We start from the raw sequence: 15,420 nt of genomic DNA on the forward strand, positions 1-15,420 counted from the left end.
GGCAGGTTGCGGGATTAAATAAGGGATTCAGCCGGTAAGAAAAAGAGTGATTATGGCTCCAGCCCAACGGCACTAATAATGACCTTTAATAACAACAGTCTCATTTCAAAATACCCAAATTTTTGCAGTACAAAATTATCAGCAATAATCCGTGCCTACTGTTCCATCGGATAATCACTTAGCTCCTTTAGCCAGGTTTAAACTCCAGTCCAATCCCTTCATCATCATTCCAGCCCAGCGTCAGCGAAATCGGCTTTTGTTTCGCCGCCATATGAACCAGCAATTGCTGACTCAGTACCGGCAAAATTTGCTGGTTGAGCAGGTTGTCGATATTGCGCGCTCCGGTGTCCGGTAGCAGGCAGGCACTGGTCAAAGCGTCATACAGACCCTCATTAACATATGTGGTCAGGCCATAGTGACGATGCAAGCGCGTGCTGACCTGCAAGAGTTTCATTGCCACGATGGCACGCATCGCCGCTTCCGTTAGCGGTCGATAAATCACTGTCTGGAAGCGGGCAAGCAGCGCAGGCTGGAAGTGTTCGCGCAGGATCGGGCGCAGCAGTTCGTGCAGGTCGCCTTCACTGGCATCAGGCTGTTCATCAAGCAACTGCATCACATAGTCACTGCCAAGGTTTGAGGTCATCAGAATGACCGTATTGCGAAAATCGATTTCACGGCCTTCGCCATCGCGCATAAAGCCCCGATCAAAAACCTGATAGAACAGATTCATCACGTCACGATGCGCTTTTTCGACTTCATCGAGCAGCACCACGCTGTACGGGCGCTTGCGCACCGCTTCGGTGAGGATGCCCCCCTGCCCGTAGCCGACGTAGCCCGGAGGAGAGCCTTTCAGTTGGGAGACGGTGTGCGGCTCCTGATACTCGGACAGGTTGATGGTAATCAGTGATTTTTCACCGCCGTACATGACGTCAGCCAGCGCCAGCGCCGTTTCGGTTTTCCCTACACCACTTGGGCCAACCAGCAGGAACACACCCTGTGGGCCATTCTCAGATGTGAGGCCTGTTTTCGCGGCACGCAGGCGCCGGGAGATGGCTTCAAGCGCCACATTCTGCCCGACTACGCGTTTGCCGATTTCGTTTTCCAGCGTCAGCAGTTCGATCTGCTCGTCTTTCATCAGCGACGACAGCGGGACGCCCGTCCAGTCAGCAATCACGGTAGCAACGGTACGCACATCCACATCGACTGAAAGTAACGGGTTGTTGTGCTGCATACCGTTCAACTCCTGTTGCAGGGAGTACGTTTTACTCTGACGGGAAATGTCCTGGCGGCTTTCCAGCAGTTGTTCGGTAAGTTTCAGCTCCTGACCGTACCGGGTTTCCAGTTCGTTGAGTTCAACGCTGAAGGTGTTCTTTTCCTGTTCTATTGCCGTCAGGCGTTCACCGTAGTTTTGACTACCGACAGCCATGTCTTCCTGTAGTGCCTGCCTCTCCATTTCAAGAGCGGTGATCCGGGAACGGATACGGGTCAGTTGTTCAGGCACGGTGTCGAGACTCATGCGCACACGGGCGCTTGCGGTGTCGAGCAGGTCAACGGCTTTGTCCGGTAGCTGGCGGCCTGTGAGATAACGTCGGGAAAGCGTAACGGCAGCGCGAACCGCATCGTCGGTGATATGCACATTATGGTGTCCGGCGTAGCGAGATTTCAGGCCACGCAGCATCAGGCAGGCGGTGTCATCGTCGGGCTCGTCCACTTTCACCATCTGAAAGCGGCGCTCAAGTGCGGCATCGCGTTCGAAAAATTGTTTGTATTCAGACCAGGTTGTAGCGGCGATGGTTCGTAATTCACCACGCGCCAGTGCCGGTTTCAACAGGTTGGCGGCATCCGCACCACCAGCCTGGTTACCCGCGCCAATGATAGTGTGCGCTTCATCGATAAACAGCAAAACTGGTACTGGTGACTGCTGCACTGCATCAATCACGTTTTTCAGACGCTGTTCAAATTCCCCCTTCACACCCGCTCCTGCCTGCAGCAGACCGAGATCAAGAGTGCGTAGCACGACAGGTTTGAGCGACTCCGGCACATTGCCTTCAGCGATTCTGAGCGCCAGCCCTTCTACCAGTGCCGTTTTACCGACACCCGGCTCACCGACCAGAATCGGGTTATTTTTTCGGCGGCGAGAAAGAATATCCACCATCTGGCGGATTTCAGTATCACGCCCAAATACTGGATCGATTTTGCCTTCGCGGGCTTTGGCAGTGACGTCGAGGGTAAACTTATCCAACACGTTTTGCAGTGCCGGACTGAGTTCTCCCTCTTTTATCTCCGCGACAACGGGACTTCCAACAAACGCCAGCTCCGCTTCCTGTTGCACTTCAGGACGCTCGTCTGACTGAGCATCCAGTAACGGACGCAGGCGTTCCAACTGACTCAGACCCAGGGTCAATAATGGCCACAGACCATCGCAACGCACCAGGTTCTGCTTATCAACCAGTGCCATCATCAGGTGATGACTTCGGATCTGTGCCTCACCCGCCAGTGAGGCAATCAGCCAGGCTTCTTGCATCAGCGTCTGGATGTTTTCTGAAAGCTGCGGACGACGGCGCACTGAGCGCGGTTGTTTGTCGAGCCAGCCAAGCAAATCCTGCCAGAGGCTGTCCATGTCCCACTCGTAGCGACGAGCCAGCACAGTGAGATCGCCCTCGCCCTGCTCCAGCAATTTCAGCAGCCAGTGCTCCGGCAGAATTTCCGTATGCGCACGGGTCTGGCAGAGCGAAGCCGCCCCTTCCATCGCACGGGCACAGTAAGGGTTCAAACGTCGCAGCAGGATGGCTGGATTTTCCATGAATTTCTCTCTTTGTCGGTTCCTGGACACGCTACCGCCCCTCGCTGTTTCCCAGGAAGGAGACCAAAGCGCATACGGTCAGGCTGGCAGATTGTGGGTTCTTTGCTGAAAGCCCGTTGACTTCAGACGTTCAGCAAAAACGAAAAAGCGGACAGAGAAACTCTGTCCGCTCGTGACTTACGCGGTCGCGCGTTCGTTCCATGAATCGGAATGAATGATGTTGCCGTCTTTGTAGGTCCAGGTGATTTTTTCGTAGCGCAGTTCGATCTGCTCAAGGTGGTTGTGCTTCTCGAAAGAAGGATCTTTGATGTCGTGCATTACAGGGTTCACCTTCACCACTTTCACGTTCTCAAGTTTGGTGTTGAAGTACTCGACCTCCTGACCCGCATCGTTAATTTTGTACCACTTGAATTCTGCAGACTTGAGGGTCTGTCCGGTGGTCACCGCCTTGTACAGATATGGGCTGGAGGAATCGATTTCCTTGGTAAACAGGAACGGAGTGTGGATTCGGGTGCCGGTCAGCTTGCCTGTGTTGTTATCGGTCGGGATGTACAGGTTGTGTTCCTGAGCCACCACTTCGATGCTGCCTTCACGATCCTGAACGTCCACAGACCCTTTGATGTCCGCGCCGCCATCGTCCTTCAGCCAAAGATAAACAGGAATTGCCATGGAATTACTCTCTATTATGTTGTGATGCGCCATCATCCTGCGATGACGCCAGGGTGTGACCCGGTATCTGACAGGCATTAGCCTGTGATACCAGACTGATTTCGACACGGCGGTTTAGCGCACGGCCTTCCGGGGTGTCATTGGTTGCGAGCGGGCGACTTGCACCATAGCCCTGCACCGCAAAACAGCTTTCCGGCACGTCACCGGTGTCATGCATCCAGTCGCGCACCGCTTCGGCACGTTTCTGAGAAAGCGTCTGATTTCGTTGTGCGTTGCCGGTGTTATCTGTGTGACCGGCGACCACAATCAGCCAGCCAGGCCTTGCCTTGACGCCCACCAGCGAATTAACCAGCATTTTGGTGGACCCGGCTTTCAGCGCCGATTTGCCGGAATCGAACAGCGACATGCTGTCAAGGCGGATAGTCTTCGGCTCCTGTACGATTTTTTTGATAACCGTCTGCGGTGACGGTGATAGTGATGGTGGTAGCGGCAAGTCATTCACGGCGGCTTCAACAGCAGGTATCAGACGCCCCCCCTGATACAACCCGAGGCGATAACGCAGAGGTTCACCGCGCCGCTGCCAGTCTTCCAGCAGTGCGCCATCAGCGCGCAGACGCTGCTGTGCCTGGAGTTTAGGCGTGAGAGGGGCGTCGGAGAGACGGTGGTATAAGGCAAGATGGTCGCCGACATTGCGGATCAGACGCTGATTGTTAACCCAGGACGCCAGCATCGCCAGTGCAAGAAAAATGCCCCCCAGCAGCCCGGCATAGCGCCAGAACACCATCCGACGACTGACGCCACGACGACGCGGCAGCGCCGACAGCAGTAGTTCAGGCAACGGCAAAAGCTCACCGCTCTCCAACGTATCAGGCGGCAGCGCAGTAACAGAGGCAATGTGTTGTTGCCAGAGATTGCCGGCGAGACCGCTCACGGGAGCCATGCACAGCCCTTGTATACAGGGCTTCAGAGCTGGCAGTTCTCCCTGACGCTCCGACAGCAGACTGTTAACTGCGGTATTCAGCCAGGCAAGTCCACTGTCCAGCCATAGCACCTGGCTCAGGCGGGACAGCCACTCACCCGAAGTTGTTTCTTGAGCACAGTCGGTCAGTGACAAATTCCCCTGACCGGGTTGATATACCTGGAGTCCTGCCCGTTGGCTGACAGTAGTAAACCAGACCGGCTCAGCTTCAACACAAGCGACTGGCGGTGACAGCCAGATAACGATCCACTGCGGCGGGAGTTGACCAAGTGAGATATGGCATTGCGCAACAGCACGCTGCCAGCCACGCAGACTCTGGGTTAACTCCGCATCCGAGGTGTGGCGTTCGGGTAAGATCGCCAACAATATCGAGATCTGTGACACCAGAGCCGGACGAATCTGACTCAGGTGTTGAGCCAACAATGGCAACTGCTCTGCATCTTTTACCCACAGATACCAGCCCTGACGGGTTTCACGATGCCGTGTCCCCGCAGCAAATAATGCGCTGTTATCGCCACACACCAGAATGACTGCACCCTGAAAATCTTCCGGTGGCAGAGACTCACCCACAATATCCCTGAGCGCCGGTGCCCGTATCAGTGATGTCCGATACTGACGCCAGAGCATTCCCCCACAGACCAAAATAATTAGCAGGCTGAATGCCACACGGCTCCCGACCGACGGTGACCAGAATCCCAGGATAAGCCACAGTGCCAGTACGCCCGCCAGGACGGTTAACAGACTCCGGTAAACATCACGCATCCTTTACCCCGGCCTGACCGTCTGACTCACCAGTTCGGTGAGGGAGGAAGAGAAGAAGTACCACAGCGCAGCCAGTACTGCCGCCCCGATAATCCAGGAAAGCCAGTACAGTCGGCGACCGCTGCGCAGACTGGATACCCTGGCGACAATCGGCGCATCCTGAGCAAGCGTAAAAGCGGGCACTCGTTCCCCCAGCGCACGCACCACGTCTTCACGACGTTCGTCATTCTGCGCCCGGTACTGTCCGACAAATCCCAGTTGTAAAGTACGGTACATACAGGTCAGCACGGCCATGTCCGGTGCGGACTCTTTCAACAGGTTGCGGATACGCTCCCATAACACCTCACCTGCGTTCAAAGTACCGAAGAAATGCGCCTGCAACGGATCACGGCGCCAGGCCAGATAACCATCGTCAGAAGTGCCCCGATTGAGAACGCTTTCATCCAGCAAGGCGCACAGCGCGTATACCATGTGCTCCTGGCTGCTATCACTGTAGCCCGCATCCGAAAGCGATTTGCGCGCTTCCTGAACCAGACGACAGGCCCGGCGATAAAGCCCGTCCCCGTCCCGAACTTCTTGCCCGCCGCGTAGCTGGCTGGCCATCAACCAGCCTGGATAGAAAATCTGTTCAATCTGGCTGAGACTGGAATTATTCATGCGCGTAACACCGCAAACAGTTCAAGTTTCACCTCCCCCAGTGAGCACGGGGTGTAAAAGGTACAGCTACCCGCCTCCAGCATCGCCCGCGCCGCATCGGTACTCAGATCCAGAGAGAAGAACTGGTTTTCAAGGCGCAGAGGGATCGCCGCAGGCACATGGCTGAGTGGTTTTATAACCATGCCACTCAGCGCCACGTTCACGACATCTGAGACGTCATTGAGACTGCCCGCCTTACAAAGCTGCGGGAATTTCACTTGCAGCTCGTGATTCGGCATGGAGGAGCGAACGGAAAGATAGAAATCAGCCCCTTCACGCAAGCGGGCATCATGCAGCGATCCTTTCCAGAACTGATCGGCATGATCCAGTTGAATACTGATAACCCGGGAGGGCAGACTGGCTTCCAGCAATTTATCGAGCAGAGCCAGCAACGGCGGGAACACTCGTTCAGGCGTATCATGCTGATAAACAGGAATATCACTGGCATCGTGCTCCAGTGAAAACGTCAGCAGGCTGCCTGCCAGGCGGGTCAATTCACGGTAGAGCAACTCCGGGTGGCGTCCCGGAGTCTGCATCAGTTCGGTCAGCACGGGCTCGGCGCTATTCAGGGCATTGAGTAGCCAGAACAGAGAAACATCAGCCACCGCAAAATCGGCCAGACGCTCGTTGCTTTCGCGACGCATCGCCATCAGACGCTTACGTCGTGCCTGCAGACGAACCAACAGATCGCTCAGTTCAGCCACAAGCAAAGGGCTTGCCGCAATCGAGAGCATCGGCGGGATAAAAGGCGGATCACGATTCCACTGTCCCTGCGCATTACGTGCCAGACGAGCCACCGGACAAGTCAGGTAAGCGGTATTTTCCTGCGTAGATAAACGAAGCGTGACGGCATTACGCAAAATGGCCAGTTCACCACTTTCATGCCCGGCAAGCTCCTGAACCACTACGCGTTCAGATTTCCAGCGACGCGGGCGCTCACTGTCCTGACCATTATCCAGATTGCCACCACTGGCACTCAGCAAAGGCAGCGCCACAACGACTTCAACAACCTCAGAATCGTTTGCGACGGATAAATCACAGACCGGTGGAAGATTATCCGCCAGGTCAGTATCAACCATCGTGCCGTCCTGAAAACGTACCACCAGACGGGTAGCATTCAGGCGTGACAATACAAGGGCTGCGGTATCGAATTCAGCATTCACCACGCCCCAGGGATGGGAAATTCCCATTCCTGCAACAGTGTCGGCAATATGTTCGTCCCAGCGAGCCTGCTGCTGGAACTGTTGTGGGGCCAGCGCGGCCCCATCCTCCCAAAGTGGGCGAAAAATTTTCATCCCTGATTTCCCCTCGCCTTACGACTTGGCTTTCGGCATCTGGGAAACCAGTGAGAGATTGATGTCCATCCCTTCCACCTGAAAGTGCGGTACGGCGTAGAGTTTCACGCGGAAGAAGCCCGGATTATCATCAATGTCTTCCACCACAACTTTCGCATCACGCAGCGGGTGAGATGCCTGCAACTCATCACCCGGGTCGGTCATTTCAGTCACAAGACCACGAACCCAGGTGTTAAGCTCCAGTTCCAGCAACCGGCGATCCTTGGTGGTGCCAATGTTTTCACGTTGAATCAGCTTCAGGTAATGAGCGATGCGCGACAGCAGGAAGATGTAAGGCAGACGCGCATTGATGCGGCTGTTGGCAGTAGCATCCGCAGTATCGTAGAGAGCGGGTTTTTGCGTGGAGTTCGCCGAGAAGAAACACGCATAATCGCGATTTTTGTAGTACGACAGGGGAATGAAACCAAGATTCGCGAACTCGAACTCACGGGTTTCCGGGATCATCACCTCTGAGGGGATTTTTACCTGGTTGCCGGTGCCAAGATCATACAGGTGAATTGGCAGATCCTGCACCGCACCACCCGCCTGTGGACCACGGATTTGTACACACCAACCGTTATTGATGAAGCTTTTCACCATGTTGGCTGCAAAAGCAAAGGTGGCATTGGTCCACAGGTATTTATCGTGATCCGGGCCTTTCACCTCTTCAACATAATTAAAACTACGCACCGGTACAGTGTCCGGGCCATACGGCAGGCGACCCAGCACGCGTGGCATAACCAGCCCCAGATAACGGGAATCGTCCGTATCCCTGAAACTTTTCCATTTAATGTACTCGGCGCGGTCAAAGTAGTTACCGATATCTTTGATGGCCGCAACGTCTTCCATTGACTCTTTCAGGAAAAATTTCGGACCTGCAGAACCGATAAATGGCATATGAGCCGCTGCGGACACTTTCGATAAATTACGCATCAGCGCCACATCCTGCGCAGATGCATCAAACTCATAAGCGGAAATCAGCGCGGCAATTGGCTCGCCACCCGGCGTGTCATACTCATCAATGTAGGTATGTTTGTACAAACCACTCTGGATAATTTCCGGGCTATCTTCAAAGTCCTGACGCAGGTCTTCTTTAGATATATCCAGCAGTTCAATTTTCACGTTCTGGCGGAAATCTGTTTTATCGACCAGCGATTTCACGCCGCGCCACAGACTTTCTACCGCCTGAAAGTCCTCATGATGCATAACGGCATCAAGCTGACGGCTGATCTGGTAATCCAGTTCAGCGATATGGTGGTCAATCAGATTTTTGTCGAGCTTTTCGACTTTCGATCCCGATTTTGTCAGACACTCCAGGAACACCTGCATCCCGGCCGTTAAACGTTCATCCGCAGTGGCATCCGACATCGCCTGTGCGTCCTGCCAGATATCCAGAGAACTCAGCTCAGAGACCGGGTTGAGATTAATTTTTTCAAACAGGGAAGCATAAACTCCAGCGGCAGCAGGATGTTCAAGCACCACACTCTCGCCACCAGCGGCATTCTCATTTTTTACAGACATCAACATTTTCCTTATTAATCCGTTAAATCGTCATGACCGTTACGGCTGTTTAGGTGCCAGAGCGGAAAGTTCTGCTCTGAGTTCTGCACTTAATGCCGGGTCCAGCAAAATGTTTTCCAGTTCTTTACGGAAAGTCTGGTTATCCAGAAGGTTCGCTTTTAAATCACGAAGTAAATTACGCATGGAAAGCATGGCTTTTAGCTGTGGTATTTGTCGGGAGACCTGTTCCGGGGAGAAATCCTTTATGCTCTGGAATGTCAACCTGATGCTGTCTTCACTACCGTCATCAGCAAGTGTGTTATTAACGATAAGATTTACTTTTGGGGAATATTCAGAAAGGACTGCATCAAAATTATTTTTGTTAAGATTAACTTTTTTACGTTCAGATAATGGCGCGGATTCCTGACCATTACTAAAATCACCCGCAACCAGTAACTTCAGGGGTAATTCTGTTTTCTTACTTGCTCCCCCAGTGTGCAGATCTAATTTCAGATTAATACGGGCCTTCGGTATCTCCCGCTGGAAGCTGTCACTCATAGTTCCCTCTCGTAATTCAATTAAAGTCAAATTAATCACAATACTTCATTAACTCGATGCTAAGGCAATATGGAAATCAAAAAAGCAATGCAGATCAACATATTGAGAATAAAAAATAATGGGAAAATTGCCTGACAATAAAAATAATCGCAGCCATATCAATTGATTAAAAACGTCTTTATAAATATTCTTAATTATATTTTTATTATGTTATTTTGTTTTTTATTTACCACAGTATCTGTTAATAGACAGGTTATACATAGTGTAAAACACTGACTTACCCGCACCTATGCCACAGATACTGTTATCTGATAGTTATGCCCATGTTGCCTAAGTAATTCATAAGTATTCGCCGTGTACTGACATTAAATTCTTGTCCGACAATCAGGTCATACCCGTATCCACAGGTCTCAATATTGGAAAAGAGATTTTATTTTAGGCAAGCTGAAATTTGCATTACAGCATATTCAGGCCTACACCCGAATGACCTTATTAACCATAAAAAATTGATGCAGCGCAGCATGTTAATTATTCCTGGATCTTACATTGTCATTGCACAGTAAATGTAGAAACTTATGCGTAACGGAGTATTTATGAGTTTTAAACGTTTGGTTATAATTACCGCAATATCCTGTATGTATACCGGATTTGCATTTGCAGCGAACGTCACATTGAACCCTGCCCAGGTAGAACACCTGAATAACGTCATTAATCACGAGGTAAAAGGGAAAGATGACCGTAATTTTGTCTATACCAACTGGACAGAAGCTCAACGTGTGGCCGAATTTATTTGCCGACCACTCGCACTGAAAGAACTACAGAAGCGGTATACCGACGTAGATAAGGTTATTTTCGATCAGGGAAAACATAATATGCAGCGTCTGATCTCACCTGCACTGCTGACAGGTAATGGTCAGTACCGTAGGGGGATTAACTGGACGACCTTTCACTTCGCCTGTGAACTGTCAGTGAAAACCGGAGAGGCGATGGCTTTCAGGTTGTTGAGAAATAAAACCCTGACCATGGCTCCGGGGCCCGTTATTCGCTCCGGGGAGATCGGCCAGTGAAAAATATTCTTACCGCGTTTCTCATCATCACTCTCCCTGCTTTCTCCGCCACGGCAGCCAGTTTTGACTGCCGCCAGTCCCGCAGTGCGGATGAAAAAGCAATTTGCTCATCACATAGCCTGAACGATTTGGATGTGGAGATGAGTGTTAAGTATCAGTTTCTTCATGGGCTTTACGCGATGGGAGCCGCCGGGGAACTGCATGACTCACAGGTACTATGGCTGGCTGAACGTCGCCAGTGTGGTGGCGATACAACCTGCCTGACGAAAGCATACAAGCAGCGCCTGAAAACGTTGAACCATCTTTATGACGCGATTAATAAACCACTCTGAGTCTGGAGTGAACTGGTGGTTGTCGGAGACGCCTTCATACAAGGCACCTCCTTACCGGCGCGTGTAACGCAAAAAGAGCCTGATGATTGTTCTTCCATCGGCTCTTTCTCTGAAGTGAAAGAAGGCCCAGGACGGACGTACTCGCTGGCATATGTGGCTCCAGCCCAACCAATAATAATCACTATCGTTATTTTTTATTTAATAATAATCTCCTGAAAAATAGATATAGCCAAAATTCAATCCTGCCTGGTTTAATTCCGCATCCATCATCAGAAATAATCAACCCTATAACTATCATGTCATTTAATAGTCACCGCTAAAATTTTATTATTTTCTTCTGCTTTACAGGGAAATTGTCAATCTGTTTATTATGTCCAGTTTAAATAGTTAATCACAAAACATCATCGCCATTGCTGACGTGTTTTATTCATTGATAACAGTGCCATACGTTCTTTTTTTACAAAAAAACAATCAATTGCTAAATTGTTTTTTGGGTTAATAGTTAAGCGCGAAACATTTTAATAAATGATAAAAATCCTAAATTCCTTGTTCATAATGTAGGGGTGTGTTAAATAGGTGGGCAAAATTTGGTTCCCCCTTCTCGCCTGTAATATTGCAGCATCTTCGCACTCCCATGAGACATTGCGACTTAATAAGAAGGTGATAAGCCCTGCATAAGCGCATGGGCTGACCATGGTTTTATATTCATAAAAATATTTCGTTATAACCCATTGATTTAATATCAATAATTTATTGTGGGTTCGGGTTTGTTGTGACTGTGGCATTATTTCCGTGCAAAGGAGCTGATATGTCTGAAAGACATTTACCTGATGACCAGAGCAGTACTATCGATCCATATTTAATTACCTCTGTTCGCCAGACCCTGGCAGAACAAGGCGCAGCATTACAAAACTTGTCTAAACAACTTGATTCCGGGCAGTACCAGCGTGTCCTTAATTTGATAATGAACTGTAAAGGGCACGTTATTCTTTCGGGAATGGGTAAATCGGGGCATGTCGGTCGTAAAATGTCAGCGACGCTGGCCTCTACCGGTACACCGAGTTTCTTTATTCATCCGGCAGAAGCATTCCATGGCGATCTGGGTATGATTACGCCCTACGATCTCCTGATCCTTATTTCCGCCAGCGGTGAAACGGATGAAATCCTCAAGCTGGTTCCTTCACTGAAAAATTTCGGCAACCGAATTATCGCCATTACCAATAATGGAAATTCCACGCTGGCGAAAAATGCTGATGCTGTGCTGGAACTCCATATGGCGAATGAAACCTGCCCGAATAATCTTGCACCAACAACGTCCACCACGCTGACCATGGCGATCGGCGATGCGCTGGCTATTGCCATGATCCATCAGCGCAAATTTATGCCAAATGATTTTGCACGTTATCACCCGGGTGGCTCATTAGGCCGTCGCCTGCTGACCCGCGTTGCGGATGTCATGCAGCATGATGTTCCTGCGGTGCAGCTGGATGCGTCATTTAAAACCGTGATTCAACGTATCACCAGCGGATGCCAGGGAATGGTGATGGTAGAAGACGCAGAAGGCGGACTGGCGGGCATTATCACCGACGGTGACCTGCGTCGCTTTATGGAAAAAGAGGATTCTCTGACGTCCGCCACGGCGGCTCAGATGATGACGCGTGAACCGCTGACGCTACCGGAAGACACCATGATCATTGAAGCGGAAGAAAAAATGCAAAAGCACCGCGTCTCAACGTTATTGGTGACCAACAAGGCAAATAAAGTCACTGGCCTTGTGCGCATTTTCGACTAATTAAGCAACGGGGTGCGAGAGTTTAGTCTCTCATTGAGTTTGCGCCCCACTGAAACTTTGATAATCGTTACATGTTGATAAAAGTGAAGTCTGCCGTATCCTGGATGCGTGCTCGTCTGTCTGCCATCTCACTGGCAGATATCCAAAAACACCTGGCGAAAATCATCATTCTGGCACCGATGGCGGTGCTGCTGATCTATCTGGCCATCTTCAGCCAGCCTCGCTATATGAGCGAGTCGAAAGTCGCCATTAAACGCTCAGATGATTTAAACAGCGGCAGCCTGAATTTTGGTCTGCTTCTGGGCGCCTCTAACCCCAGTTCCGCAGAAGATGCGCTGTATCTGAAAGAGTACATCAACTCGCCGGATATGCTGGCGGCGCTGGATAAGCAACTGAATTTTCGTGAAGCGTTTAGCCACAGCGGGCTCGATTTTCTTAATCATCTTAGCAAGGATGAAACCGCAGAAGGCTTCCTCAAGTACTACAAGGATCGTATCAACGTTTCGTATGACGATAAGACCGGATTGCTGAATATTCAGACGCAGGGCTTTAGCCCGGAGTTTGCGCTTAAATTTAACCAGACCGTGTTGAAAGAGTCAGAACGCTTTATCAATGAGATGTCGCATCGCATTGCGCGCGATCAGCTTGCCTTTGCAGAAAGCGAGATGGAAAAAGCGCGCCAGCGTCTGGATGCCAGCAAAGCAGAACTGCTCTCTTATCAGGACAGCAACAACGTCCTGGATCCACAAGCCCAGGCGGAGGCGGCGAGCACATTAGTCAATACGCTGATGGGTCAGAAGATCCAGATGGAAGCGGATCTGCGTAACTTGCTGACATATCTGCGTGAAGATGCACCACAAGTGGTGAGTGCGCGTAATGCGATTCAGTCATTGCAGGCACAAATCGACGAAGAAAAAAGCAAAATCACGGCGCCACAAGGTGACAAATTAAACCGCATGGCAGTGGATTTTGAAGAAATCAAATCAAAAGTAGAGTTCAACAGCGAGCTGTACAAACTGACCCTGACCTCCATTGAAAAGACCCGTGTAGAAGCGGCTCGTAAGCTCAAGGTGCTGTCGGTTATCAGTTCGCCACAGTTGCCGCAGGAATCGTCTTTTCCAAACATCCCTTATTTGATCGCCTGTTGGTTACTGGTGTGCTGCCTGCTGTTCGGTACCCTGAAACTGTTGCTGGCTGTTATTGAAGATCACCGAGATTAACGCTGTCGCTGAATGAGTTTGTGATGAAATTATTTAAATCAATTTTACTGATTGCCGCCTGTCACGCGGCGCAGGCCAGCGCGGCCATTGATATTAACGCTGACCCAAACCTGACAGGAGCAGCGCCACTCCCCGGTATTCTGAGCGGACAGAAGTCGGATACGCAAAACATGAGCGGCTTCGACAATACCCCACCGCCAGCGCCGCCGGTGGTGATGAGCCGTATGTTTGGTGCTCAACTTTTCAACGGCACCAGCGCGGATAGCGGTGCGACAGTGGGATTCAACCCTGACTATATTCTGAATCCGGGCGATAGCATTCAGGTTCGTTTATGGGGTGCGTTCACCTTTGATGGTGCCTTACAGATTGATCCCAAAGGCAATATTTTTCTGCCAAACGTTGGTCCAGTGAAAGTTGCCGGGGTTAGCAATAGTCAGTTGAACACTCTGGTTACATCCAAAGTGAAGGAAGTGTACCAGTCCAACGTCAACGTCTACGCCTCCTTATTACAGGCGCAGCCAGTAAAAGTGTACGTGACCGGATTTGTGCGTAATCCTGGTCTGTACGGCGGCGTGACGTCCGATTCGTTACTCAATTATCTGATCAAGGCTGGCGGCGTTGATCCAGAGCGTGGGAGCTACGTTGATATTGTGGTCAAGCGCGGCAACCGCGTGCGCTCCAACGTCAACCTGTACGACTTCCTGCTGAACGGTAAGCTGGGGCTTTCACAGTTCGCCGATGGTGACACTATCATCGTTGGGCCTCGTCAACATACGTTCAGCGTTCAGGGCGATGTCTTTAACAGCTACGACTTTGAGTTCCGTGAAAGCAGCATTCCCGTAACGGAAGCATTGAGCTGGGCGCGCCCTAAACCTGGTGCGACGCACATTACGATTATGCGTAAACAGGGGCTGCAAAAACGTAGCGAATACTATCCGATCAGTTCTGCGCCAGGCCGTATGTTGCAGAACGGCGATACCTTAATTGTGAGCACTGACCGCTATGCCGGCACCATTCAGGTGCGGGTTGAAGGCGCGCACTCCGGTGAACACGCCATGGTGCTGCCTTATGGTTCAACCATGCGTGCGGTTCTGGAAAAAGTCCGCCCGAACAGCATGTCGCAGATGAATGCGGTTCAGCTTTATCGCCCATCAGTGGCTCAGCGTCAGAAAGAGATGCTGAATCTCTCGCTGCAAAAGCTGGAGGAAGCGTCACTTTCTGCCCAGTCCTCCACCAAAGAAGAAGCCAGCCTGCGAATGCAGGAAGCGCAACTGATCAGCCGCTTTGTGGCGAAAGCGCGCACCGTGGTTCCGAAAGGTGAAGTGATCCTCAACGAATCCAATATTGACTCTGTTCTGCTGGAAGATGGCGACGTCATCAATATTCCGGAGAAAACATCGCTGGTTATGGTTCATGGCGAGGTGCTGTTCCCGAACGCGGTGAGCTGGCAGAAGGGGATGACCACCGAGGATTACATCGAGAAATGTGGTGGCCTGACGCAGAAATCGGGTAACGCCAGAATTATCGTCATTCGTCAGAACGGTGCAGCCGTCAACGCGGAAGATGTGGATTCACTCAAACCGGGCGATGAGATTATGGTTCTGCCGAAGTATGAATCGAAAAACATTGAAGTTACCCGTGGTATTTCCACCATCCTCTATCAGCTGGCGGTGGGTGCAAAAGTAATTCTGTCATTGTAAGGAGTTGA

Annotated in this window: 12 protein-coding genes; 5 read left to right on the plus strand and 7 right to left on the minus strand. The window is 51.1% G+C overall.

What is annotated here, in order from left to right:
- Positions 1-187 precede the first annotated feature (187 nt).
- From tssH to tssB, 7 genes are all read right to left on the minus strand, one after another.
- Complete coding sequence (tssH, locus tag RGV86_RS08840; protein WP_137598330.1) at positions 188-2,803, minus strand: type VI secretion system ATPase TssH; 2,616 nt, start codon at positions 2,801-2,803, stop codon at positions 188-190.
- Between the two features lie 177 nt (positions 2,804-2,980).
- Positions 2,981-3,472 (minus strand): type VI secretion system effector Hcp, encoded by a 492-nt coding sequence (gene hcp / locus RGV86_RS08845; RefSeq protein ID WP_001007319.1) that lies wholly within the window; start codon positions 3,470-3,472, stop codon positions 2,981-2,983.
- Positions 3,473-3,476: 4 nt separating this feature from the next.
- Positions 3,477-5,213 (minus strand): OmpA family protein, encoded by a 1,737-nt coding sequence (locus tag RGV86_RS08850; protein ID WP_309508383.1) that lies wholly within the window; start codon positions 5,211-5,213, stop codon positions 3,477-3,479.
- A gap of 3 nt (positions 5,214-5,216) precedes the next feature.
- A complete protein-coding gene (gene tssL, locus RGV86_RS08855) occupies positions 5,217-5,870 on the minus strand; it encodes a type VI secretion system protein TssL, short form (protein ID WP_137598331.1) in 654 nt (217 codons plus the stop codon).
- Complete coding sequence (tssK, locus tag RGV86_RS08860; protein WP_309508382.1) at positions 5,867-7,204, minus strand: type VI secretion system baseplate subunit TssK; 1,338 nt, start codon at positions 7,202-7,204, stop codon at positions 5,867-5,869. Before tssK ends, tssL begins: the two co-directional genes overlap by 4 nt.
- Positions 7,205-7,222: 18 nt before the next feature.
- Positions 7,223-8,770, minus strand: a complete 1,548-nt coding sequence (gene tssC / locus RGV86_RS08865) for a type VI secretion system contractile sheath large subunit (protein ID WP_000930188.1) — start codon at positions 8,768-8,770, stop codon at positions 7,223-7,225.
- A gap of 33 nt (positions 8,771-8,803) precedes the next feature.
- A complete protein-coding gene (gene tssB, locus RGV86_RS08870) occupies positions 8,804-9,301 on the minus strand; it encodes a type VI secretion system contractile sheath small subunit (protein ID WP_001283990.1) in 498 nt (165 codons plus the stop codon).
- A 593-nt stretch (positions 9,302-9,894) separates the two neighbouring features.
- Here tssB and RGV86_RS08875 point away from each other — a divergent pair.
- The 5 genes from RGV86_RS08875 (at position 9,895) to RGV86_RS08895 (ending at position 15,412) form a co-directional block, all read left to right on the plus strand.
- A complete protein-coding gene (locus tag RGV86_RS08875; protein ID WP_105289839.1) occupies positions 9,895-10,368 on the plus strand; it encodes a hypothetical protein in 474 nt (157 codons plus the stop codon).
- Positions 10,365-10,700, plus strand: a complete 336-nt coding sequence (locus RGV86_RS08880) for a lysozyme inhibitor LprI family protein (RefSeq protein WP_000789901.1) — start codon at positions 10,365-10,367, stop codon at positions 10,698-10,700. The genes RGV86_RS08875 and RGV86_RS08880 overlap by 4 nt, the downstream gene beginning before the upstream one ends.
- 808 nt (positions 10,701-11,508) lie before the next feature.
- Complete coding sequence (locus RGV86_RS08885; protein WP_001298261.1) at positions 11,509-12,492, plus strand: KpsF/GutQ family sugar-phosphate isomerase; 984 nt, start codon at positions 11,509-11,511, stop codon at positions 12,490-12,492.
- 71 nt (positions 12,493-12,563) lie between these two features.
- On the plus strand, positions 12,564-13,712 hold the full coding sequence (locus RGV86_RS08890; RefSeq protein WP_000905918.1) for a capsule polysaccharide export inner-membrane protein kpsE: 1,149 nt from the start codon (positions 12,564-12,566) through the stop codon (positions 13,710-13,712).
- Positions 13,713-13,735: 23 nt separating this feature from the next.
- Positions 13,736-15,412: a polysaccharide biosynthesis/export family protein gene (locus RGV86_RS08895; protein ID WP_010348153.1), complete on the plus strand. Its 1,677-nt coding sequence runs from the start codon at positions 13,736-13,738 to the stop codon at positions 15,410-15,412.
- Positions 15,413-15,420 lie beyond the last annotated feature (8 nt).

It is taken from the genome of Escherichia ruysiae, from assembly GCF_031323975.1.
GTDB lineage: Bacteria > Pseudomonadota > Gammaproteobacteria > Enterobacterales > Enterobacteriaceae > Escherichia > Escherichia ruysiae.